Below are 19682 nucleotides of genomic sequence, written 5' to 3'. Positions count from 1 at the left end.
GAACTGCGACACCGGTGGTTTCCTTTCCGGGGTGGCGCGTGACGCGTCGGATCGCGGGCATACGTCAACACGCCTGCACAGAACTGGGGAGTTGGCGGCGTAGCACGGCACGTACGCCAAAGACGGGCTGCGGTTTCCCGACGGGCGCCCGAGCCCCCCGCGCAGTTGGTTAGGTATGAAACCGAGCCATCCGACCCGGGTCAAGGGACCCCACAAACACGCCAGGCACAGCCGTTTAGGGCGTTCAGTACACTACGCGCGTAGACAATCCGGTGGCCCACATGCCCAACCGCCCGCCCACGAAGACGTTTTGGCTGACTACCCAGGGTGAGGTGTGGGGCAGAGGGTGGGGCGGGGGACATCGGGGGCGTGACGGGAGCGACGGGGCGGGGCGCCCGAGGCGAACGCCGATGTGACCTACTTCACAGTATAAACACCGGCCGGGCACACCAACTCCACCGGCCGCAGAGGCCGTTGCTCACCCTCTCCCCGGCTCCTCCAGCAGCGCCAGGCTCTGCGCCCCGAGCGACGTCATACCGTACGTCTCCGCCCCGCGCGCCGCCTCCCGCAGCAGCCGGACCGCGTGCGGCTCACTGCCCAGGCCGCCCGCCCGGCGTATCGCGCGGGCCTGGGCCAGGCGGAGGCGGGCGAGTTCGGGCTGCGAGGAGCGGGCCGGGACCGCCGCCTGCCGGAAGTGGTCGAGGGCGGTCTCCGGCTCCCCCGCCGCCAGCGCCAGCAGCCCGCAGGCCCGGGCGGTCGGGCCGACGAGGACGGTGGGCCAGCCGCCCAGGGCGATCTGCCCGCCGTCGTGCGGCGCCAGCCGGGCGCGCAGCGAGGGCACCGCCTGCGCCACCTCGGCCTCGAATCCGCCCTCGAGGTCCAGCGCCGCGCAGCCCTCCGCCAGCAGGACGAGCGCGGGCACGGCCCAGCCCGACGGCGGGAACCGGTCGACGTCGGCGACACAGCCGAGGAACAGGTCCGCCCCCTCGGCATGCTGCCCGGTCTCGCACAGGGCCAGGGCCAGCCCGGCCCGCCAGACGGGGAAGTAGGCGTGGCGCTCGACGTCGCCGGCCAGATCGGAGGTGAACAGTTCGGCAAGGCGGCCCTGTTGGCGCAACAGCCAGTAGGCCTGGCCAAGCCGGGTCTGTGTCAGGTTGTCCGCCGGTACGGCGTAGTCGGCGCGGAGGAGTTCGATGAACTTCAGGGACTCCACGAAGATCCACTCTGCGGCGGCGTCGAACCGGCCGTGCCACAGGTCGAGCAGGGCGTCGAGGGTGTGCCGCTGCCAGCGGGCCAGGACGCTCTGGGTGTCCGCCGCGTGCTTGCGGTACTGGTTGGCGGTGGCCAGGGCGCTGAAGATCCTGCCGTTGCGCAACTGGTCGATGGCGACGGCCATGAGCGCCTCACCGCGGAAGTACGCCGAGTCGTGCCGGGCCGCGGCCTCGCGCAGCCGCTCGGAGAGGTCCAGTGAATCGGGAGCGCTCATGAAGTCGTAGCGTGCCCAACGGCATTCGGTGAGGACCTCGCAGCGCACCTCGTCGTCGCCGTCCTCGGGTAATCGGCGCAGCGTGTCCTCGGCGAGCCGGGCGCCCTCGGCGGGACCGGCGAGCCCCGCCGCCGTGTCCTGGCTGACCGCCAGGGCCATCTTCTTCGCCAGATGCGCTTCGAGCCGCAGCCGCAGCCCCGCGGCCTCGGGGCCGTTGTCGCCCTCAAGGGCGGCCAGGCACCCCTTGACCGACTGGAGCAGCTCACGGTCGACCTGCCCGGGGTCGGACCAGCGGCGGGCCAGCCTGATCACGGCTTCGGCCTGCGCCCTCGGGTCCCCGGCGGCACCGCGATAGGCGGCCGTGTAGTGCCGTTCGGCCTCGCGCATCTCACCGGCGGCATGGCTGAGATCACCGCGCCGCAGCAGCCGCCGGAACTCGGCCCGTTCCTGTGCCGGGGCCGAACGGCCGTTCTTCCCGGGGGACTTGACCAGTCGGACGGTCTCCCCGCGGACGGCCCTCGGCGGCGTGTCGGTGTCGGGTGGTGGCGCCAGGCCGGCCAACGCCCCTTTGGCGCCCAGGACTTCGTCGCACAGCTGGGCCAACTCCAGGGACGCCCTGCGGCGTCCGTTCTCGACGCGGCTGAGGAAGCTGCGGCTGCAGTACACCTTGCCGGCCAGTTCACTCAGCGACATACCGGCCGCGATGCGGCGCCGGCGCAACTCCGCGCCGAATCCGTCGTGCTCGATGGCCATCCCCCCAACAACACGCCGGCCGACCGGTGTTGCCAATTACCCGCTGGCAACACCCGACCCCTGCGGACCGGCACGATTACCGACGAAGCTGTCTGTGCCGGGAGCCTACCGGGCACAGGGGCGTGCCCATTGGCGGAACAGGAGCACTGGTCATGCCTTCGGGCGAACCTGTGGCGTCGACGGGGGTCGATATGCCGGAGGCACTCGCCCGCGGCACACCCACCGCGTGGTCCGCCCGGCACCGAAGAGCTGAATGACGACGGGGGGATGGGGGGTCCACGGTCCGGGGCGCGCGGGGGGCGCTCCGGACCCCGGATCCTGTCATCTTCTCAGGAGTTGAGCCGGCCGGTCAGAACCCGGCCGCGCGTGCCGCCGTGTACACCTCGGCGGAGACGTCCTTGAGTTCCTGCGCGTCCCGCGCGGCCCACGAGAGGTCGACCAGGAACTCGTCGAGGCCGATCCCGTCGTACGCCATCAGGTCGCTGACGATCTGCTCGACGTCGCCCTGGAAGGGGCGGCGGTCCGGGCCCTCGTACCGCTTGGCGGTGTAGTCCGGGTTGACGCGAACCACCGTCCGCAGCGGGCGGGTTCGGCCCCGCTCGGCGGCGAGGTCCTGCAACTGGCGCCAGCTCGCGGCCACTTGCTCGGGGCCGTCGGCGTACGGCAGCCAGCCGTCGGCCTGGTCGACGAGCCGGCGCATGGCCCGTGGGGAGTTGGCCGGGACGAGGATCGGGATCGGTCGGGCCGGCTTCGGTCCGACCACTGCCGAGGCGATCCTCGTGATCCGGCCGTTGTCGTAGGCCACCGGGTCCGGGCCCCACACCGCCCGGCACACCTCGAAGACCTCGTCCATGACCTTGCCGCGCTCCGCGAACGGGCGTACTCCGGCGGCGGCGTACTCGTCGAGGGACCAGCCGCTGCCGAGGCCCGCGACCACCCGGCCGCCGCTCGCCGCGTCCAACGTGGCCAGGGACTTGGCCAGTTGGAAGGGGATGTGCAGCGGGGCGACCAGTACGGCGGTGCCCAGTTCGGCCCGCTCGGTGGCCGCCGCCGCGAGGGTCAGCGTGACCAGCGGCTCGGCCACGCCCCGGTAGGCGTCGGGCCAGGGCAGGCCGGGGACGCCGTAGAGCGGCTGGGTCTGTGGTTCCGGGAACAGGGCGCGTTCGTACACCCAGAGGCTGTCGTATCCGATGTCCTCGGCGGCGCGGGCCACATCGGGCACGTCCTTGCCGAGGTCGTACTGGCGATTCTGCGGGAGACCGATTCCCAGCCGGGTCGTCATGCCGATGCGTTCCTCTGCGGTTGACTCTTCGGTTGATTGCGCAATCAAGTTGATATCGCCGCGTCACCGGCCGGACAGCAGGCGCAGCATGGTGGTGTACTCGCCGCGGGCCTCGGCGAAGCGCACCGGTTCAACGGCCTTGACGAGGATCTCGTCGGGCTGTTCGGCGGCGCCGAGGATGCTCATGACCTCGTCGAGGAAGGCGTCGAGGGGCATCGCGGTCTGCGAGTCCTCCTGGCCCATCAGGGCGGTGCGCACGGCCGGGGGCACCAGTTCCAACACCTCGACGCCGGTGTCGGCCAGTTGGACACGCAGGCTCTCCGTGAAGGAGTGGACGGCGGCCTTGGTGGCGTTGTACGTCGGGGCGATCGGCAGCGGGACGAAGGCCAGCCCGGAGGAGACGGTCATGATCGTCGCCCGTGGCCGAGTGGCGAGGTGTTCGGTCAGCGCGGCCACGAGGCGGACGGTGCCGAGGAGGTTGGTCGCCACCGTCGCTTCCGCCACGGCGAGGAAATCGGCGTGGCGGAGGTCCTCCGGCAGCATCATGCCGGCCATCGTCACCAGGACATCGAGGTCGGGAAAGCGTTGCAGGAGCTGCGCGGTGACATCCCGGACGGCGGCCGGGTCGGTGACGTCGAGCACGACGGACTCGATGCCGGGGTGCTCCGAGACGATCTGTTTCAGTCGGTCCTCGCGGCGCCCGGAGACGATGACCCGGTTGCCTGCCGCGTGCAGCCGCAGCGCCAGTCCGAGGCCGATGCCGGAGGTCGCTCCGGCGACGAGGACGGTGTTGCCTGTGGCGTTCAAGGGGTTCCCCACCTGAAGAAAGACACTTGCCGAAGAAGGGCACTTGGACGGGACGGGCCGCGGCGGGTGATGCGAGGCCACGAGGGCCCGGCATCACCCGCCGGCGAGTGGCTCAGTGCTGGTTGACGGCCGAGGCCCAGTCGAAGTTCACGCCCATGTCGGAGTACATCTTCGAGTAGCCGACGAAGCAGTCGAACTTCTCGACCTTGCCGTTCTTCAGGTACCAGAAGTCGGCGGTCGGGGCGTCGACCTTCTGGCCCTTGCCCTTGACGACGCCACCCGTCGGCGCCTGGAGCTGACCGTCGAACGTGCCCTGGATCGACAGCTCGATGCTGATGGTGTCGCCGTTCACGGTGATGCGCTTGAGGTCACGGTGAACGTTGGAGAAGAGGCCCTTCATGTAGGGCAGCACGCTGCCGAGCGCCTTACCCCGGTAGGCGACGCCGGGGACCATGTCGTTGAAGACGCCGTCCTTGGCGAAGCTGTTGACGAAGGTCGGGACGTCGATGTGGCTGCCCTCGGCCACGTAGTAGTCGCGCAGGACGATCGCGAGGTTGGTCTTCTCGTGCTTGGTCAGGTGGCGGTCGGTGAGCGGCAGCGCCGCCAGCTGACGCGCGGTCAGGGTCGGGGCGGCGGACTTGTGGTGGGCGGGGCTCGCGGCCTGTGACGGCACGGCGGCGATGGAAAGACCACCCAGAACAGCTACCGCGGTCGCGGCGGTGATCGACTTCCGGCTGAGCAGCTTCATGGCGCATTCCTTCATGTTTGTCCTCAGGATCCGGGAGCCGCACAGCAGCGGTCCCCCGCTCGCTCTTAGTAAATCAAGCGATGGCTTGACTTTATGGAGGCGACGGCAAGCTGTCAAGCCACTGTTTGAATTGTGTGGTCCCGCAGCCCCCCGCGACCCCCCGCGCCCCCGACCTCGATCTCCGCCCGCGAGACGAACCGACCCCTTGACAATGCAGTCAAACAAATGATTGAGTACATGGCGTGATAAGGGTGAAAAAGACGGACCTGCGCCGGGAGGCCGGTCAACGCACACGGGACGGCCTGCAGTCGGCCGCCCTCGAGTTGCTCGCGCAACGCGGCCAGGAGGGCGTGACACTCCGCGAGATCACGGATCGCGCCGGGGCCAACGTCGCGGCGGTGAGCTACCACTTCGGGTCGCTCAAGGCACTGTGCGACGCGGCGATCGAGCACGCGCTGGAACAGTATCTGGACGCCCAGATGGCCGCGATCGACTCCCTCGGCCCCGCCCCGGCACTCGAGGAAGTGGCCGCGGCGTTCGCCGGGCCGATGATGCGCGCGTTCGCGGCCGGCGGGCAAGACCTCGCCGTGATGCGAACCGTGGCACGCATCGGCATCGAGCCGCCCCAGGGGTGGGAGCGCCTGACCGGCAAGTTCGAGAAGAGCCGCCGGGACGTCCTGCGGGTACTGGGGCCGAACATCCCCGGAGTCGACGAGGAAGAACTGATCTTCCGTACCCGTTGCGCGGCCGGCCTGCTGAACTGGCTCGCCCTGGCCCCCATCGGCACCGAACTGGCCGCCATGCCCGCCGAGCGGCTGGAGCGGCAGTTGGTGCCGGTGGTGACGGGGGCGTTCCGCGGGAGCGCGCGGTAGCAGCGGGCGCTCCCGGGCCCGTTGAAGGGCCGCGTCAGCCAAGCAGGCCGGCGCCCTTCACCGTGTGCGTCGAGCCGTCGGCCAGGTGCAGGGTGAAGGTGCCCGTGAGCAGGCCGTCGGGGTTGCCGTCGGGCCACCAGGCGGTGAAGCGGCCGTCCTGGACCATGGCCTCGGTCGTGTGTCCGTGGTCCCGTACGGTGATGCCCCGGACGTCCGAACCCGCCCAGCCGATCACGTAGTTGAGCTCCTGGTCGCCGCTGCCCCGGGCGCCCAGCGTGTCCACCTCGATGTGCCCGTCGGGCTGTTGGCGCGCCGCGGAGATGCCCATCGAGATGCCACCGTCCGAACCGGCCAGGCAGTACGCGGACCGACCGCCGCGCGTCACGATCATCGAGGCGACCTTCCCGCGCAGGTCCGCGTTGCTGATCACCGGCTCGGTGCCGGTGCCGTTCGAGTCCGTCGCGTCCAGGCACCACTTTCCGGCGGCGGAGCCGCGTGCGGCGACGACGTCCATGCTCTTGGCGGTACCGGTCCAGGCGGCCAGTTCCGAGGAGGACAGCGGACCCGAACTGCCGCCGGGCAGACCGCCGTTCACCGCGACCAGCGCGAGGCCGGCCGCGAGTGCTCCGGCCGCCGTGAAGGAGAGCCGCCGTACCAGCGGGCGGCGGAACACGGCGCCGGCCGGGCGGCCCGGGCGCTCGGTGTCGTCGAGGATGCTCCGCAGCAGCGTCTCCTCGCGGTCGGTCTCCTGGGCGGTCGGTGTGCGGCGCGGCGCGGCGTCGAGATCGGCGAGGCGGGCGAGCAGGTCGTTGGTCATGAGAGTTCCTGGCTTCCTGTTCAGGGCGTGGCTGGTGAGTGGGGGCAGGCTCGGCGAGGCGCGTGGCTGGTGGGTGCGCGCGGGCTCAGCGCGTGGAGAGGGAGAGCGCGGTCGACGCGGTCGCGGCGGAGTGGCCCAGGCGGTCGGCCAGTCGTCGTTTCGCACGGGTGAGACGCATCGAGTACGAGGCCCGGGTGCAGCCCAGTACCCGGGCCGCCTCCTTGGCGCCGAGGTCCTCCCAGACGTGCAGCGCGAGGACTTCCTGGTCGGCGGCGGCGAGCGCCTGCCAGGCCTCGACCAGCTCCAGCCGGCTGTCCACGCCGGCCGTCGGGTCGTGGGCGTCGGCGGTGGCGGTGGCGGTCCGGCCGATGTGCACGACGAGCGCGGACTGCCGGCGCATGCCCCGGTTCGCGTTCAGCATCAGGTTGCGTGCGGTGCCGAACAGCCAGGGCCGCGCGTTCTCCGGTAGCTCGCGCCGACGGCGCCACGCGGCGAGGAACGTCTCGCCGACGACGTCGTCGACGTTCATCGGATGCGCGCGCCGGCGGACGAACCGCAGCACGTCCTCGTAGTGCGCCCGGTACACCTCGGTGAACTGGGCTTCGGTGGCGATCGGCATGGTCTTCCTTTCCTGTCGTCTGCCCCTACGTGTCCGGCGGGCGCAGGGGTGCAACAGGAGGTTCAACAGGGGTTCGAGAAAACCCTGTTGGGACACACGCCGGTCACAGGAGCGCGATGACACCCTCGATGCCATGACCCGGCGGTCCCCCCAGGGGCTGATGTGCTCCAGGCTCTTCGTCATTTCCTCTTCTCGACCGGGGCCTGTGCGTCAGCCGCCGAACAGGCCGCTGATGCCAAGTGACCGCCCGGGCACAGCACTTCGAGCGACCGCTCGACGGTGTCGTTGCCGATCGTGTCGAGCACGACGTCGATGTCGTGGACCGCCCCGGTGAAGTCGACAAGTCCCGGCCACGCCGTCAGCCCGACGACCGGCAGCGCCGCCGCCTCGACGTGCGAGAGCGACGCCGGCTTGCGGGCCAGGACCTCAGTCCTCGCTCCGGGATCTCAGTCCTCGCTCGGGGGCAGGCGCGACGCCCTCGTCCTGCGCAAGCCGCTGAGCACACCGATCGCCACGGGCACGACCGCGATGACTGCGCTGGCGGGCCAGTCGACGGGCGCGGGACGGAGGTGTCCCGCGAGCCAGAGGAACACCGTCCCCGCGCCCCAGGCCACCAGGCAGAGGGCGACACCGGTTGCTGTCGCCCGCCGCTGTCCCGCGGACGGCGCAACAGGAGTCCGCCCCCAGGATCCGTCGGGCCTGCGCCGGGCCAGTTCCCAGCGCACGCCAAGGCTCGCCAGGCCGAACACCACTCCCATCCCCACTCCCCACAGCACCACACCCCAGGTGACGGCGGATTTGGCCAGGCCGGCGACACCGCCGAACCCGACCGCGGCGATCAGGCCGGTGCGCACCGGATACCGAGCGGCCAGCGCCTCCACCCTCCCGCAAGAGCTCATCCGCACCTCACCTCCATCGTCGTGGGAGAACGCTGCCGCAGTGCCGATCGGCTCGGCGTAACCGCCAGTCGTCCAGTGCTCTTCGGACAGCCGGCAACTGAGCTCACCGGCAACCGCGGCGACCACAATGCCAGGCATCCCCCCATCACGGTGGCCGTCAGTGCGAGGCAGACTCCGCTGTTCCAGGTCAGAGCCTGCCGACAGACGAGCCGGGCCCCACGCCCGGCATAGCTTCGATGCACCCGTACGGATTCACTTCAAGAACGGCGACGCCATCCTCATGTCGGCAGAGGACTACGACGCCTGGCAGGAGACCATCGACCTCCTGCGCTCGCCGGCCAATGCCCTCCGCCTGATGGACGCCGTCGCCCGCGACCGTGCGGGCCAGACCGGGGTCACCAAGACCCTGGAGGATCTCCAGGGACTGGCCGGTGACGAGTGAGAGACGTCAACATCGACCCAGCCGCCTGGGACGACTTCCAGCACTGGCTTGCGACCGAACCGACTAGGCCGGCCAAGGCACGGGCTAAGTGCCGCATCTCTCGGTGACGAGCCTGCGCCAGCGTCGGCGGATGGTCTCTTCGTTCTCCAACCACCGGACAGGGCTGCCATCTGGCGTGATTGGCCGGTTGTCCATGAAGCATGCGATGTCGGCGAGGTAGGCGTGATCGCCGTCGTTGGTGATCCGGCGCAGTCGGTGGATGGCGGCGGCGAGGAGTTCCTCGTCGCCGCGGACGGCGTGGTGGAAGCAGACGGCGAGCTCAAGCAGGGGGAGGAGGGAAGTCAGCCCGGCGGTCTCGATCTCGGCGCGCAGCGCCTGGGCGCGTTCGTCGGCGTCCGTGCCGCGGCCCGCGTCGCGGATGAGGATGGCGATGCCGAGGGTCAGGGTGGTGGCGTGGAGTGTGAGGTCGGTCAGGAGGTGGTGGGCGAGGGCGATTTCGCTGTCCGCGGTCGTGGGGTCCGTGAAGGCCAGTACAAGTGCGCGGTGTGCCTGGGCGGTTGCGCGTTCTCCTGCGATACCGCGTTGTTCGGCGTCGTTGCGGGCATGTTCGTAGGCGTCGGCCGCTCGTGTGATGTCGCCTTGAGGCCAGTGGATGTCGCCGAGTACGCGGTTTTGCCGGCCGGCCCACCCAAGGGTTTCGGCAACGGTCAGGGCGGCAGGGAAGTCGCCGGCCAGGCGGGCGAGGTGGGCCAGGCCGCGGCGGGCCGCGGGGGCGAGGCGGCCTCCTCCCTCGGCGACCTGCTGCATCCCTGTTCGGGAGGCGGCTGAGTCACCGAGGTCACGGTGGGCTTTGGCCAGGTAATAGCGGGCCATTGGGCCCAGTTCCTCCGGCAGCAGACCGGTGTCGATGACGGCGGCGAGCCGGTTGGCCGTCCTGCGGCGGTGTTCGTGTTGTCGACGGCCGAGCGTGTTGAGCAGTTCGACCAGGGCGTCGGCCTGCGTCTGCGGATGTGCCTCGTCGCCGGTGCCCCGCCAGGTGGGGGTGACGGGTTCCCACACCGAGTCGCCGACATACCGCCAGGCCGCCTCGGCCAGCCAGCCCAGGTCGAGGTGGAACTCGGATGCGAGGGTGAGACCTTGACGTAGGCAGGCGATCAGCAGACGGCGGCCAGGACCGGTGTGCTCGGCCCACTGCCGGCCTACGGCGCTGTGGGCGCGTTCAGCCGCGTTTCGCCAGTCTCGCGGTGACCAGCGGTCGTCGGTGGTGTCTTCGGCGGTACGCAGGGTTGAGCGGATGAGGGCGTGCAGGTGGTACGGCCACAGGCCGGTGGGGGTGTGGCGGATGAAGGGCCGCTCAAGCAGGCGGAGGACTGGGGCGTCGCGGCTGATTCCGGCGCTGGCGGTGGCCAGGGGGATGTCGAAGGCGTCCAGGAGGCTGACCGAGCGCAGGACGTGGCGTTCGTCGGGGGTGAGGTCGGTGAGGGTACGGGCGATCAGGGCGGGGAAGTCGACGTCGAAGTCGGCCGGTTGCGGGGTGAGGCCGGTGCGGCGGATCTCAAGAAAACGCATGGCGGCCAGGTCGAGGTAGAGGGGCAGGCCGTGGGAGCGCTCGGCGATCACGCGTCGCAGCGTCGGGTCGATCAGAGGCCGGCCGTCGGCGGTGAGGCGGTGGGTGAGGTAATCCTGGCGGTCCTCGTCGCTGAAGTCCCCGATCAGGATCTGACCGCGACCGCCCGGATCGGCTGCGTCGGCGCGGGGCGCCGGCACACCGTGGCCGGCCAGCCCGGGCCAGGCTGCCGGGCCGGTCCAGTCGAGTTGGCCGTGCAGGGCCGGGTCGGCCCACTGCAACCGGTTGCGTCCGGTGACGACGAAGAAGACGTTGGGCATGAGCCACACCACGTGCTGCAGCAGCCGCTCCATGTCCCGGTGGGTGCGGTCTCCGATGTCCTCGAAGGTGTCCAGCAGCACCACCGGGGCGATCTGCTTGCGGGCGGGTAAGCGGGCCAGCTCCCAGGCGAGCAGGTGCGGGTAGTAGGAGAGCGCCTCCAGGTCGGTGTCGGCCTCCAGGAGGTCGGCCAGCCGCGCGCAGCCGGCCAACGCGCGCACTGAGCGGCGGTGTTCGCGCAGCGCCCTCACCAGCGCCCCGGTGAGCTGCCCGACCGCGGATCCGAGCATTCCGGGCAGTGTCAGGCTTTGGGCGACTTCGCCGAGCGCCGCCTGCATCTGCTGCGGAAGCGCCTGGCCGAAGCGGGTCACCAGGCCGTCACGGCGCAGGTATTCCTCCAACGGCTCGCCCGGATGCCGGTGGTCCCAGTAGCGGCGCAGCGCGATGTCGAAAGCGGGCATGGGCCGGCCGACCGCGGCCGCGACGGCAAGCCGGATCGTGACGATGACGCGTTCGAAATCAGTGTTCGCCGAGCGCGCCAGGTCGAGCCGGACAGGGACGATCCGCGGCCCGTGCCAGGCCGGTTCACCCCATTGCGCCGGCCTGTGTTCGGCATGGGCCAGCGCGGCCTCCAGCCTCCGTGACAGCGTCGACTTGCCGATGCCGCCGACACCGTGGAAGACGAGCAGGTTGCGTCGTGGTGCCTCCAGGTCGGCGGCGTCGAAACCCGCAGCGGTCACGTGCTGCAAGTGGGCGTCCAGAGCGCTCACGAACATCCGCCATTGGCCCTCCCGATTGGTGAACGCCTCATCCGCTCCCACTCGGTGGTCGTTGGAGCCGAACAGAGCCCTCAAGTCCCGACCTGCCACGCCCACCCCCTGATGGTCATCCGATCCCGATCTGTGACTGCCGGTCCGCGTGGCCGGCATCCCTCCACCACGTCCCACTCAGCGGTCACCGCCTGCGGGGGGTGCCGTCCTGTCTGATCGCTCGGCTCTCGGCAGCGTGACCATCGGCTCCCCGCGGGCGATGCCCGTCGCCGAGGGGTTCGCTGGCCGGTATCGGGACGTCGTAGACCAGTTCCCAACGCGTCTGCGGGAGAAGGAAGGTGGCGGTCTCGACCGGCTGGCCCGTGTCGGTCAGGTGGGTCCGATCCAGCCTGATGATCAACGTGCGGCGGGTGATCCCGAGCCGCAGTGCCTCATGGTCGTCCGGGTGCCGGGCGTGAGTGCGGAGCTGGGCGTGGCCGACCCGGACGCCGACCGAGGCCATCCGGCGAGCCACGCCGGTTCCGGCCAGCGGCCCGTCCTCCGGCAGGAGAACGGGCGTGCGATGCGTGAGGGCCATGGGCTCCCACGATTCACCGAGGGCAAGAGGGCGGGCGTTGCCCAGATACTCGTAGCGCGTGCGGACGCACAGTGTGTCGATGTCGACCGACAGCCGCCGGGCGATCGGCTCTGGAGCCGGGACCTTGACGTCCGACCGGTATTCGATGGCCGGGACGAGCCCTGCCTGCCGGATCGCGTCCGGAATCGGCAGCAGCACGGGCAGCGCGATACGCGCCTCCGGGGCGCGGACGAAGACGCCGACGCTCTTGCGCCCCTCCAGCAGGCCGGTGTCGATCAGCAGTTCTTGGCCCCGCTGGATCGCGGCCGGACTGGTCCGGTACTCGTGAGCCAGTTGGGCCCGCGGGGGCAGCCGCTCACCAGGCGACCATTCTCCTTCCGCTAGTCGCCTGCGCAGGTCTTCGGCGATGCGCTGATAGTCCGCAGTGGGCACTGCCTACTCCCGGAGAGGAACTGGCTACTCCTTGCAACCCTTGACACGCTAATCGGTTAACGGCACGCTAATCGATTAGCAATACGGTCAGTAATCAGTGCGGTGTGAGGGGGAGGAGTGGATGCGGTCCTGGCAGGGCGTGCCGCGGCACTCGCCGCCCGGCTCGCGGACCTCACGGGCGGCACCACCCGGATCCAGGAAATCAACCGGGGCGCACTTGTCCTGTGCACCATCGACCCGGTCGGTTCCGAGGACGCCTGGGTCGACGTGCAGAACGCACTCGACGACGCCGACGCCTGGAGCGTGCAGGGCCGCGGCCCCGGCCCAGAACCCCGACTGCTGCGCGCCGAGCTCCGCTCGAAGGATCCCGACGCCAGATGACTGCCGCACTTCCGCGATCACCCTCTGCAGTCGTCCTCGACTCCCTCATGCCTGTCGGGCCACGGAGTCGTGCCCGGATCGGGCAGGGGCGCCCACCGCGCGGGACGCCGATTGACGCGGCCATGTGACGGTGAACAACGGTTTACCCCTGCCGTACTGCCCGAAGAGCGCCACCTCGACCTGCTCGTCACCACGATCTTGCCGGCCGTCACCAAGAAGGCCACGCCCCAGACTTCCCCGGTCGCGGTGTTCGTGGCGGGCCAGCCCGGCGTCGGCAAATCCACCTTCGCGGACCTGGTGCACCACGCGCTGGACCACCGCGGAGGCGCCGTGCGCATCGGCAGCGACGACTACAAACGGGTCCACCCCTGCTATCCGGCACTCCTGGCGGTCGACGACCTCAGCGCCGGAGTCCGAACGCGCCCGGACACACGCCGCTGGCAGGCCGAGGTGGAGGACTACACCCGCCGCCACCGGCTGGACGCCGTCATCGAAACCGCTCTGGCCGACCCGCAGGAGGCCCGCACCACCCTGGGCGCCTACCGACACGCCGGCCACCGGGTCGAACTGACCGCGCTCGCAATTCCGCAGGCCCTCAGCAGCCTGGCCGTACTGCACCGCTACCTCCAGCAGGTGCGGGCCACCGGGACCGGCCGCTACGTGTCAGCGCACCACCACGACCACTGCTCCCGGGAACTGCCCGAAGTCCTGCGGATCATCGAGGCCGAGCAGCTGGCGAACCTGGTGACAGTGATCAGCGTCAACGGCATTCGGTACCTGAACCGCCTGGCGCCGAACGGAAGTTGGTCACGCCCACCGCGCGCCGCCCAAACGGTGAACGCCGAGCGGACACGGCCATGGACAGTCACCGAAGCCCACCGCTTCCGCGACACCGCCTCGCGCGTCCGGCAGATCGCGCGCACAACCCCTGGGCCGGCGCGACGGACGGCCGTTGCCGAGGACATCCGTCACAGCCTCCGATGGGCCGCACCGCTGCTCCCCCGGGGCTGCGCCGATCCGGCCGCTGCCCGAGGGGGCGGCTAGCGCCAGCTGTCGCTCGCGGAACACCGGCGCATCTTCACGGACCTGATCGTTCCGAGCCATCTCGGCGACCCCGAACCCCGGCGCCACCCGGTGGCGGTCTACGTGGTGGGGCAGCCCGGCGCCGGGAAGACAGCAGCCTCCGTCCTGGTGCTGCGCGCCATGCGTCCAGGTGCTGTCCTTGTGTCCAGCGAGGACTTCCGCGCGTTCCACCCCGAGTACGCCCGGTTGCTCGCCGACCGTCCGCGTACGGCTGGAGCTGTGCTGCGAGCCGACTACCGGGCCTGGCAGCACGCGGCGGCGGAATGGCTCCGAAGCCGGAGGGCCGATGTGGTGGTGGAGGCGGCGCCGGCCACCGGCACGGACCTGCTGGCTTCGGCCTCCCGGTTCCAGGCCGCGGGCTACCGGGTCGAGATGCTGGTCCTGGCGGTACGTGCGGCCGACAGCCGCCAGGGCACCGCGCATCGGTTCGCCCTCGGCCTGGAACAAGGACTGCCCTCCCGCTTCACCATCCCTCACGGGCACGACCGGTGCTACCGAGCGCTCGCCGCACTCGCACCGGCCCTCGACCGCCATCCGGCAGTGCACACCGTCACGGTGACCGACCGGGACGTTCGCGTGCTGCGGAACCGGCAAGGTGGTACCGCTGCCATGCTGGAAAGGGAGCGGCAACGCCCCTACACGAACACCGAAGCAGCCCGGTTCGCTGCCGTGCAGCGCCGGCTGTGGGCATCACTGCCGCAACACCGCACGGAACTCTCGGAAATCACCGCCTTGGCGGCGCCCCTGCTTCCACCGGACTTCCCGCTCGGCGGGCTGAAGCCTCACAGCTGAGGAAAACCGAGCAACCACAAGCAACCACGAGGGCGCACAGCGGCCGGATGGCGTCTCCGAGTGCACAACGCGTGCACACTTCCACGGGAACTCCCGGGAACTCGCAGGCAGAAGGGGGAGCCTCCGGACACCGCAAGGGGTCCGGATCTGGCCATAAGCGCAGGTCAGAGCCCTGGTGAACAGACGAGCCGGGCCGTACGCCGGGGACAGTGCCATCTCGCGCAAAAATGCACTCTGGCCTGCGCGGACGTATCGAACGGGCCAGCTAGAGGACGTTACTCGACGGATCTTTCTGATCCGGAGCGGGAGATCCTTCGTCCGCTGGTTCCCACGGTCAGGGCCGGTGGTCGGCCGGCGATACAGGCCCGGGCGGGAGATCCTCGACGCGCCGGCGTACTGGCTGAGGGCCGGCTGTGCCTGGAGACTGAAGGCGTGTGGGAGCGGATGTTGACGACGCTGTGCGAGCGCGAGCGGGTGCAGCTCGGCCGTGATCCCACTCCCGGCGCCGCCATCGTGGACAGCCAGAGCGTCCGGGCCGGTGAACGCGGTGGCCTGCACGGCTACGACGGCGGCAAGGAGGTCAGCGGCATCAAGCGTCACCTGCTCGTCGACACCTGTGGCACTGTTTTGGCGGTCTGCGTGATCTGGCACTGGCGCGCCCGGTTGGCGACCATGTACCTGAAGGACGACTGCACAGGACCGGGATCGCGACCTCGGAGAAAACGATGACTTCAGACACCCGTTCGGGAGACGGTGCGCAACATGACGGCCCGACAGAGCCCTCCGTGCCCGCGGAGGTCGTGGAAGAGATCGTGGAACTGCGGGAAGAGGTCGGCCAGTTGAAGGAGGCCGTCACCTCGCACGCCACGGTGGACCAGGCCATCGGCATGATGGTCGCCCTCGGACGTGTCACGCCGGACGAGGGGTGGGCCGTGCTTCGCGAGGTCTCCCAGCTCACCAACATCAAGCTGCGCAACATCGCGGAACTGATCCTCATCTGGGGGCGCAACGGAGACCTCCCGTCCGACGTCCGGGCACCGCTGGAAGAAGCCCTCGACAAGTACGGGCCCGCCCAGATTCCCGGAGCTCCGCCCCCATCGTGATCCGCTGTTGTTGTTTGCGGCGGGCCCAGCCCGGTAGTCAGAAGAGGGCGGACAACTGTCCAACCGCTCCCGGGAGGGTTCGGCAGTGAGCCCGCCACCGGCCGCCCCGGGAGAAGTCCCGCAGGGCGGCCGGCCCGCCTCAGAGGCGGGCTGAGCGGGTCGGGCGAAGGCCGCTGCGGTTCAGCAGCGCCCTGAAGGGGCGCGGGGCCGCACCGATATGCGGCTCCGCCGCGGAGCGCGACCAGCCACGATGGCGCCGCAGACGAACAACAGCCCATTGCGGCACTTCCAGCGGAGCGCTCAGGCGGCGTCGGCCAGCACGCGTTCGCGCACCTGGGCGCAGGAGGTGCTGATCAGGCGGGAGACGTGCATCTGGGAGACGCCGAGCTGCTCCGCTATGCGGCTCTGGGTCATGCCCCGGAAGAAGCGGAGGTAGAGGATGGTGCGTTCGCGTTCGGGGAGCGTCCGCAGGGCGGGCTTGACGCCCTCGCGGTCGACAACCAGGTCGAAGCCGGCATCCCGCTCCCCCAGCAGGCCGACGAGTGTCATACCGGCGTCCTCACCCGGTGTCTCGGCGTCCAGCGAGAGCGCGGCGAAGCTGTCCAGCGCTTCCAGGCCGGCGCGTACGTCCTCCTCGCTCAGCTGCGCGTACTCGGCGATCTCGGCGACGGTCGGGCGCCGGCCGGGGCCCTCCGCGGACAGGTCACGGAGGGCGACGCGCACCCTGTTGCGGAGTTCCTGGACCCGACGCGGGACGTGCAGGGCCCACATGTGGTCGCGGAAGTGGCGCTTGATCTCGCCGGTGACGGTCGGGACGGCGTAGCTCTCGAAGGCGTGGCCCCGGTCGGGGTCGTAGCCGTCGACGGCCTTGACCAGGCCGAGTGCCGCGACCTGGCACAGGTCCTCGAAGTCCTCGCCCTTTCCCCGGTAGCGGCCGGCGATACGTTCGGACATGGGCAGCCACGCCTGGACGAGTTCGTCGCGCAGCACGTCCCGTTCGGGTCCGTCGGGCAGGTGCGAGAGGCGGGCGAAGGCGGCGGCGGTCTGCGGAGCGTCGTCGTGCGGATGGCGCTTCCTGGTGATGGTGTCCATGGTGCTCACAACTCCCTCACGGGGGTTTCGACTGGACGGTCCCCATGGGAGCGAGCACGCACTGAACAGGCGGAACACACCCGCGATCCGGCGTACACCGGCTCCCACGGACGTGCCTCCTGTCCGAAGCACTCCTATGCCGCCTTCCCGCTCGGGGAGCCCTGAAACAAGCGCGCACACACGATGACGCCGAGCCAGGAAAAGCTGGCAGATCGTGACGAATGAGGCGAGGAAACGCCCGGTCGCGACGCCGGGTCAGCGCCCCCGTGCCGCGGGACTCAGCCGCACGCTTCTACGGCGCCTGCCACGCGCAGCCGATCGGCGTGGACAACGGCAACGCCGCGGTTGGACCCGTGGGGCTGCGAATCGCGCCCGCCGCATCAGGCGGGGAGACGGCCCAGCAGCCCCACTCCCCTTGACCACCCAGCACCGGCCGAGTCTCCCTCGCCGCGCACCTCAAACCGTCGCACCGTCAAGCCGCCGTCGTCACCTGGCGGATTCGGAGTCACGCTCCCGCCGCAGTACCGGCGACGACGGCTGCGGCCGTCCGTCACGCTGGTCGTCGTGCCGCGCGAGGGCGGACAGCAGTGCTTCGACCGTCATCCCCGCCTCGGCGGGGTGCCTGAGGATGGTGCCCGGCTCGATGCGATACGCGTTGGTGCGCCCCTCCCGCGTCCGGGTGAGATAACCGTCCTCCTCCAGATCGGAAATGATCTTCTGGACGGCCCTCTCGGTGAGCCTGCAGCGCGCGGCGATGTCACGGATGCGGATGCGGTGATCCTCGGCGATCGTGGCCAGCACCCTGGCATGGCTGGTGAGGAACGTCCATCCGGCATGTGTCTCGGATACTTCACCCATGCGCCCCAGCCTAGGGCGTAACATTCACGCATTCAAAGGCGCGAAATAGATTTCAGGTATATCTTGACGGGCTTCATACGCCGGATGAAACTTGTAGCGGCAGAGGACAGGCGAACGCTTCGGGAGCGACTGCCATGTCAGAACACGGATCTTCCGCTCCGCCCAGGAGCAGCAGCCGAGCTGTCTGTGCAACGACGCGCGTCCCGGCGGCCGTTGCCCGGTCGGCCTTCCTGGAGATCGTGACGCACCCGGCCGGAACCCGGACGGTCGTGACGGTCTCCGGAGAGATCGACATCGACACGGAACAGATCATGCAGCAGGCCCTCCGCCTGGCACTGGCCCGGTCGCCCGCAGGCGTGGACCTCGACCTGACCGGCGTCGGTTTCTGTGACTGCTCCGGCCTCAACGTCCTGCTGCGGGTCCGGCGACTCGCGCTGGCGGACGGCAAGACACTCGGCGTGCGGGCTCTCAGTCCGTGGGTCGAGAGGCTGTTCGCCCTCACCCACACGTCGTCGCTGTTCGCGTCAACACGCGCCCCCGTCAACGGTTTTGCCCACGACTGGCACGAACATTCCGCTGCGGCGCACGACCTCATGGAGGGGAACGGGGTGTCCGACGAGGCCGAGGAGCTGCGCGTGGAAGTCGTGCAGCTCAAGCGCGCGATGCTGACCCGGCCGGTCATCGATCTGGCCCGCGGCGTCCTGATGGCCTCCTTCGGCCTCAGCCCCGAGGAAGCCTGGAGCGTCCTGGTCGACGTCTCCCAGCACACCAACACCAAACTCCACCAGCTCGCCGAGGACCTCGTCGGCTCGGTCAACGGGCCGCCGCTGCCCGACCACCTGCACCAGCGGATCACCACGGCGATCGCCGAGATCTCACGCCCGGCATAGACCGGCGCGGGACGGACGTTTCCCGCCACGTTCCACGGCCACCCGGAGGACGGACGACCCACCACCCGTGAGGAGAGCGCCATGACGGAGTTCGGTTACTTCCTCTCCTGTGAGGAACACGGTCCCGCCAAGCTGGTGGAGCAGGCCAGGATGGCGGAACAGGCCGGATTCACGTCACTGTGGATCTCGGACCACTACCACCCCTGGAACGACAACCAAGGACAGAGCCCCTTCGTCTGGTCGGTGATCGGCGCCCTCTCCCAAGCCGTCTCCCTGCCCGTGCAGACCGCGGTGACCTGCCCCCTCATCCGTATGCATCCGGCCGTCGTCGCCCAGGCGGCGGCCACCAGCGCCGTCCAGCTGGATGGCCGCTTCCGGCTCGGCATCGGCAGCGGCGAAGCGCTCAACGAGCACATCCTCGGTGACGCCTGGCCCGAGGCCGACGTGCGCCTGGAGATGCTGGAGGAAGCCGTCCACGTCATGCGCCAACTGTTCACCGGGCAGCAGATCAGCCACCGCGGCAAGCACTACACGGTGGAGAACGCCCGCCTGTACACGGTCCCCGACGAACCGGTGCCCATCGATGTCTCCGCGTTCGGCCCGCACGCCGCCGAGGTCGCCGGCCGTATCGGAGACGGATTCATCACCATGGCCCCGGAGGCCCCAGCCATCGAACGGTTCCGGCGCAGCGGCGGCGGCACCAAACCCGTCTCCGCGGGACTCAAGGTGTGCTGGGCAACCGACAAGGACGAAGCCGTCCGTACGGCACACCACCTCTGGGCCAACGAACAGCTCCCCGGCGAACTCGCCCAACTCCTGCCCACCCCACGCCACTTCGAACAGGCCTCGCAGCTCGTCGGCCCCGAGCGCATCGAAGCGAGCCTCACCTGCGGCGACGACCCGGACGCCCACGTGAAGGCGGTCAGGGAATACGTCGACGCCGGCTTCGACACCGTCTACGTCAACCAGATCGGCCCGGACCAACAGGGCTTCTTCGACTTCTACCGCACCAAGGTGCTGCCCCGCCTCGAAGGCTGACGAGTCCCCCTACGGCTGTTACGCGGCGCCCCGAAGGGGAACCCGTGGAGCGATGC

Annotated in this window: 20 protein-coding genes and 1 pseudogene; 9 read left to right on the top strand and 12 right to left on the bottom strand. The window is 70.1% G+C overall.

Annotation, left to right across the window (positions count from 1 at the left end; all coding sequences use genetic code 11):
* Nucleotides 1-478 precede the first annotated feature (478 nt).
* From OH768_RS37195 to OH768_RS37180, 4 genes are all read right to left on the bottom strand, one after another.
* The gene (locus tag OH768_RS37195; protein WP_406460400.1) at nt 479-2239 is read right to left on the bottom strand and encodes a helix-turn-helix domain-containing protein; all 1761 of its coding nucleotides are present in this window, start codon (nt 2237-2239) and stop codon (nt 479-481) included.
* Between the two features lie 349 nt (nt 2240-2588).
* The gene (locus tag OH768_RS37190) at nt 2589-3521 is read right to left on the bottom strand and encodes an LLM class F420-dependent oxidoreductase (protein WP_406460399.1); all 933 of its coding nucleotides are present in this window, start codon (nt 3519-3521) and stop codon (nt 2589-2591) included.
* 63 nt (nt 3522-3584) lie between these two features.
* Nucleotides 3585-4328 carry an SDR family oxidoreductase gene (locus OH768_RS37185; protein ID WP_406460397.1) on the bottom strand — a complete coding sequence of 248 codons (744 nt, stop codon included), beginning with the start codon at nt 4326-4328 and terminating at the stop codon, nt 3585-3587.
* A gap of 112 nt (nt 4329-4440) precedes the next feature.
* Nucleotides 4441-5076 carry a nuclear transport factor 2 family protein gene (locus OH768_RS37180; RefSeq protein WP_406460395.1) on the bottom strand — a complete coding sequence of 212 codons (636 nt, stop codon included), beginning with the start codon at nt 5074-5076 and terminating at the stop codon, nt 4441-4443.
* A 251-nt stretch (nt 5077-5327) separates the two neighbouring features.
* Between OH768_RS37180 and OH768_RS37175 the strand changes: the two genes are divergently transcribed.
* Nucleotides 5328-5948: a TetR/AcrR family transcriptional regulator gene (locus OH768_RS37175; protein ID WP_406460393.1), complete on the top strand. Its 621-nt coding sequence runs from the start codon at nt 5328-5330 to the stop codon at nt 5946-5948.
* Nucleotides 5949-5982: 34 nt separating this feature from the next.
* On the opposite strand, the gene OH768_RS37170 is transcribed toward OH768_RS37175, so the two are convergent.
* The 4 genes and pseudogenes from OH768_RS37170 to OH768_RS37155 form a co-directional block, all read right to left on the bottom strand.
* Nucleotides 5983-6765, bottom strand: a complete 783-nt coding sequence (locus OH768_RS37170; RefSeq protein WP_406460391.1) for a hypothetical protein — start codon at nt 6763-6765, stop codon at nt 5983-5985.
* 85 nt (nt 6766-6850) lie between these two features.
* The gene (locus OH768_RS37165) at nt 6851-7384 is read right to left on the bottom strand and encodes an RNA polymerase sigma factor (protein ID WP_406460389.1); all 534 of its coding nucleotides are present in this window, start codon (nt 7382-7384) and stop codon (nt 6851-6853) included.
* A gap of 227 nt (nt 7385-7611) precedes the next feature.
* Nucleotides 7612-7806, bottom strand: a pseudogene (locus tag OH768_RS37160) (NADP-dependent oxidoreductase); the annotation flags it as partial.
* Between the two features lie 24 nt (nt 7807-7830).
* The gene (locus OH768_RS37155) at nt 7831-8283 is read right to left on the bottom strand and encodes a hypothetical protein (protein WP_406460388.1); all 453 of its coding nucleotides are present in this window, start codon (nt 8281-8283) and stop codon (nt 7831-7833) included.
* Nucleotides 8284-8410: 127 nt separating this feature from the next.
* Here OH768_RS37155 and OH768_RS37150 point away from each other — a divergent pair, with 127 nt between their 5' ends.
* A complete protein-coding gene (locus OH768_RS37150; RefSeq protein ID WP_406460386.1) occupies nt 8411-8725 on the top strand; it encodes a type II toxin-antitoxin system Phd/YefM family antitoxin in 315 nt (104 codons plus the stop codon).
* 84 nt (nt 8726-8809) lie between these two features.
* Here OH768_RS37150 and OH768_RS37145 read toward each other — a convergent pair whose 3' ends face one another.
* On the bottom strand, nt 8810-11386 hold the full coding sequence (locus OH768_RS37145; RefSeq protein WP_406465603.1) for a tetratricopeptide repeat protein: 2577 nt from the start codon (nt 11384-11386) through the stop codon (nt 8810-8812).
* 178 nt (nt 11387-11564) lie between these two features.
* On the bottom strand, nt 11565-12389 hold the full coding sequence (locus tag OH768_RS37140) for a GntR family transcriptional regulator (RefSeq protein ID WP_406460383.1): 825 nt from the start codon (nt 12387-12389) through the stop codon (nt 11565-11567).
* 117 nt (nt 12390-12506) lie between these two features.
* On the opposite strand from OH768_RS37140, the gene OH768_RS37135 reads away from it, so the two are divergent.
* The 5 genes from OH768_RS37135 (at nt 12507) to OH768_RS37115 (ending at nt 15748) form a co-directional block, all read left to right on the top strand.
* Complete coding sequence (locus OH768_RS37135) at nt 12507-12770, top strand: hypothetical protein (protein WP_406460381.1); 264 nt, start codon at nt 12507-12509, stop codon at nt 12768-12770.
* A gap of 198 nt (nt 12771-12968) precedes the next feature.
* Nucleotides 12969-13814, top strand: coding sequence for a zeta toxin family protein (locus OH768_RS37130; protein ID WP_406460379.1), 846 nt, complete (start codon nt 12969-12971; stop codon nt 13812-13814).
* A gap of 6 nt (nt 13815-13820) precedes the next feature.
* Nucleotides 13821-14645 (top strand): zeta toxin family protein, encoded by an 825-nt coding sequence (locus tag OH768_RS37125; RefSeq protein WP_406465601.1) that lies wholly within the window; start codon nt 13821-13823, stop codon nt 14643-14645.
* Nucleotides 14646-15077: 432 nt separating this feature from the next.
* Nucleotides 15078-15374 (top strand): transposase, encoded by a 297-nt coding sequence (locus OH768_RS37120; protein WP_406460378.1) that lies wholly within the window; start codon nt 15078-15080, stop codon nt 15372-15374.
* A gap of 71 nt (nt 15375-15445) precedes the next feature.
* Entirely contained in the window at nt 15446-15748 is a 303-nt protein-coding gene (locus OH768_RS37115) for an ANTAR domain-containing protein (RefSeq protein ID WP_406465599.1), read from the top strand.
* A gap of 300 nt (nt 15749-16048) precedes the next feature.
* On the opposite strand, the gene OH768_RS37110 is transcribed toward OH768_RS37115, so the two are convergent.
* Nucleotides 16049-16840 (bottom strand): SigB/SigF/SigG family RNA polymerase sigma factor, encoded by a 792-nt coding sequence (locus tag OH768_RS37110; protein WP_406460376.1) that lies wholly within the window; start codon nt 16838-16840, stop codon nt 16049-16051.
* A gap of 486 nt (nt 16841-17326) precedes the next feature.
* Nucleotides 17327-17698: a helix-turn-helix transcriptional regulator gene (locus tag OH768_RS37105; RefSeq protein WP_406460375.1), complete on the bottom strand. Its 372-nt coding sequence runs from the start codon at nt 17696-17698 to the stop codon at nt 17327-17329.
* A gap of 269 nt (nt 17699-17967) precedes the next feature.
* Here OH768_RS37105 and OH768_RS37100 point away from each other — a divergent pair, with 269 nt between their 5' ends.
* Both OH768_RS37100 and OH768_RS37095 read left to right on the top strand, forming a co-directional pair.
* Entirely contained in the window at nt 17968-18588 is a 621-nt protein-coding gene (locus OH768_RS37100; protein WP_406460374.1) for an ANTAR domain-containing protein, read from the top strand.
* 81 nt (nt 18589-18669) lie between these two features.
* Complete coding sequence (locus OH768_RS37095) at nt 18670-19626, top strand: LLM class F420-dependent oxidoreductase (protein ID WP_406460372.1); 957 nt, start codon at nt 18670-18672, stop codon at nt 19624-19626.
* Nucleotides 19627-19682: the final 56 nt, after the last annotated feature.

It is taken from the genome of Streptomyces sp. NBC_01622, from assembly GCF_045209635.1.
Classification (GTDB): Bacteria; Actinomycetota; Actinomycetes; order Streptomycetales; family Streptomycetaceae; genus Streptomyces.
The sequence above is the reverse complement of the archived record's forward strand: the minus strand, read 5'-3'. Positions and strand labels throughout refer to the sequence as shown.

Bases quoted from the DNA above. Each gene is read 5' to 3' on its own strand.
- OH768_RS37095 (WP_406460372.1), top strand. From the start codon at position 18,670: ATGACGGAGTTCGGTTACTTCCTCTCCTGTGAGGAACACGGTCCCGCC.
- OH768_RS37145 (WP_406465603.1), bottom strand. From the start codon at position 11,386: ATGTTCGTGAGCGCTCTGGACGCCCACTTGCAGCACGTGACCGCTGCG.
- OH768_RS37150 (WP_406460386.1), top strand. From the start codon at position 8,411: ATGCCAGGCATCCCCCCATCACGGTGGCCGTCAGTGCGAGGCAGACTC.
- OH768_RS37195 (WP_406460400.1), bottom strand. From the start codon at position 2,239: ATGGCCATCGAGCACGACGGATTCGGCGCGGAGTTGCGCCGGCGCCGC.
- OH768_RS37170 (WP_406460391.1), bottom strand. From the start codon at position 6,765: ATGACCAACGACCTGCTCGCCCGCCTCGCCGATCTCGACGCCGCGCCG.
- OH768_RS37110 (WP_406460376.1), bottom strand. From the start codon at position 16,840: ATGGACACCATCACCAGGAAGCGCCATCCGCACGACGACGCTCCGCAG.
- OH768_RS37105 (WP_406460375.1), bottom strand. From the start codon at position 17,698: ATGGGTGAAGTATCCGAGACACATGCCGGATGGACGTTCCTCACCAGC.
- OH768_RS37190 (WP_406460399.1), bottom strand. From the start codon at position 3,521: ATGACGACCCGGCTGGGAATCGGTCTCCCGCAGAATCGCCAGTACGAC.
- OH768_RS37180 (WP_406460395.1), bottom strand. From the start codon at position 5,076: ATGAAGCTGCTCAGCCGGAAGTCGATCACCGCCGCGACCGCGGTAGCT.
- OH768_RS37155 (WP_406460388.1), bottom strand. From the start codon at position 8,283: ATGAGCTCTTGCGGGAGGGTGGAGGCGCTGGCCGCTCGGTATCCGGTG.
- OH768_RS37165 (WP_406460389.1), bottom strand. From the start codon at position 7,384: ATGCCGATCGCCACCGAAGCCCAGTTCACCGAGGTGTACCGGGCGCAC.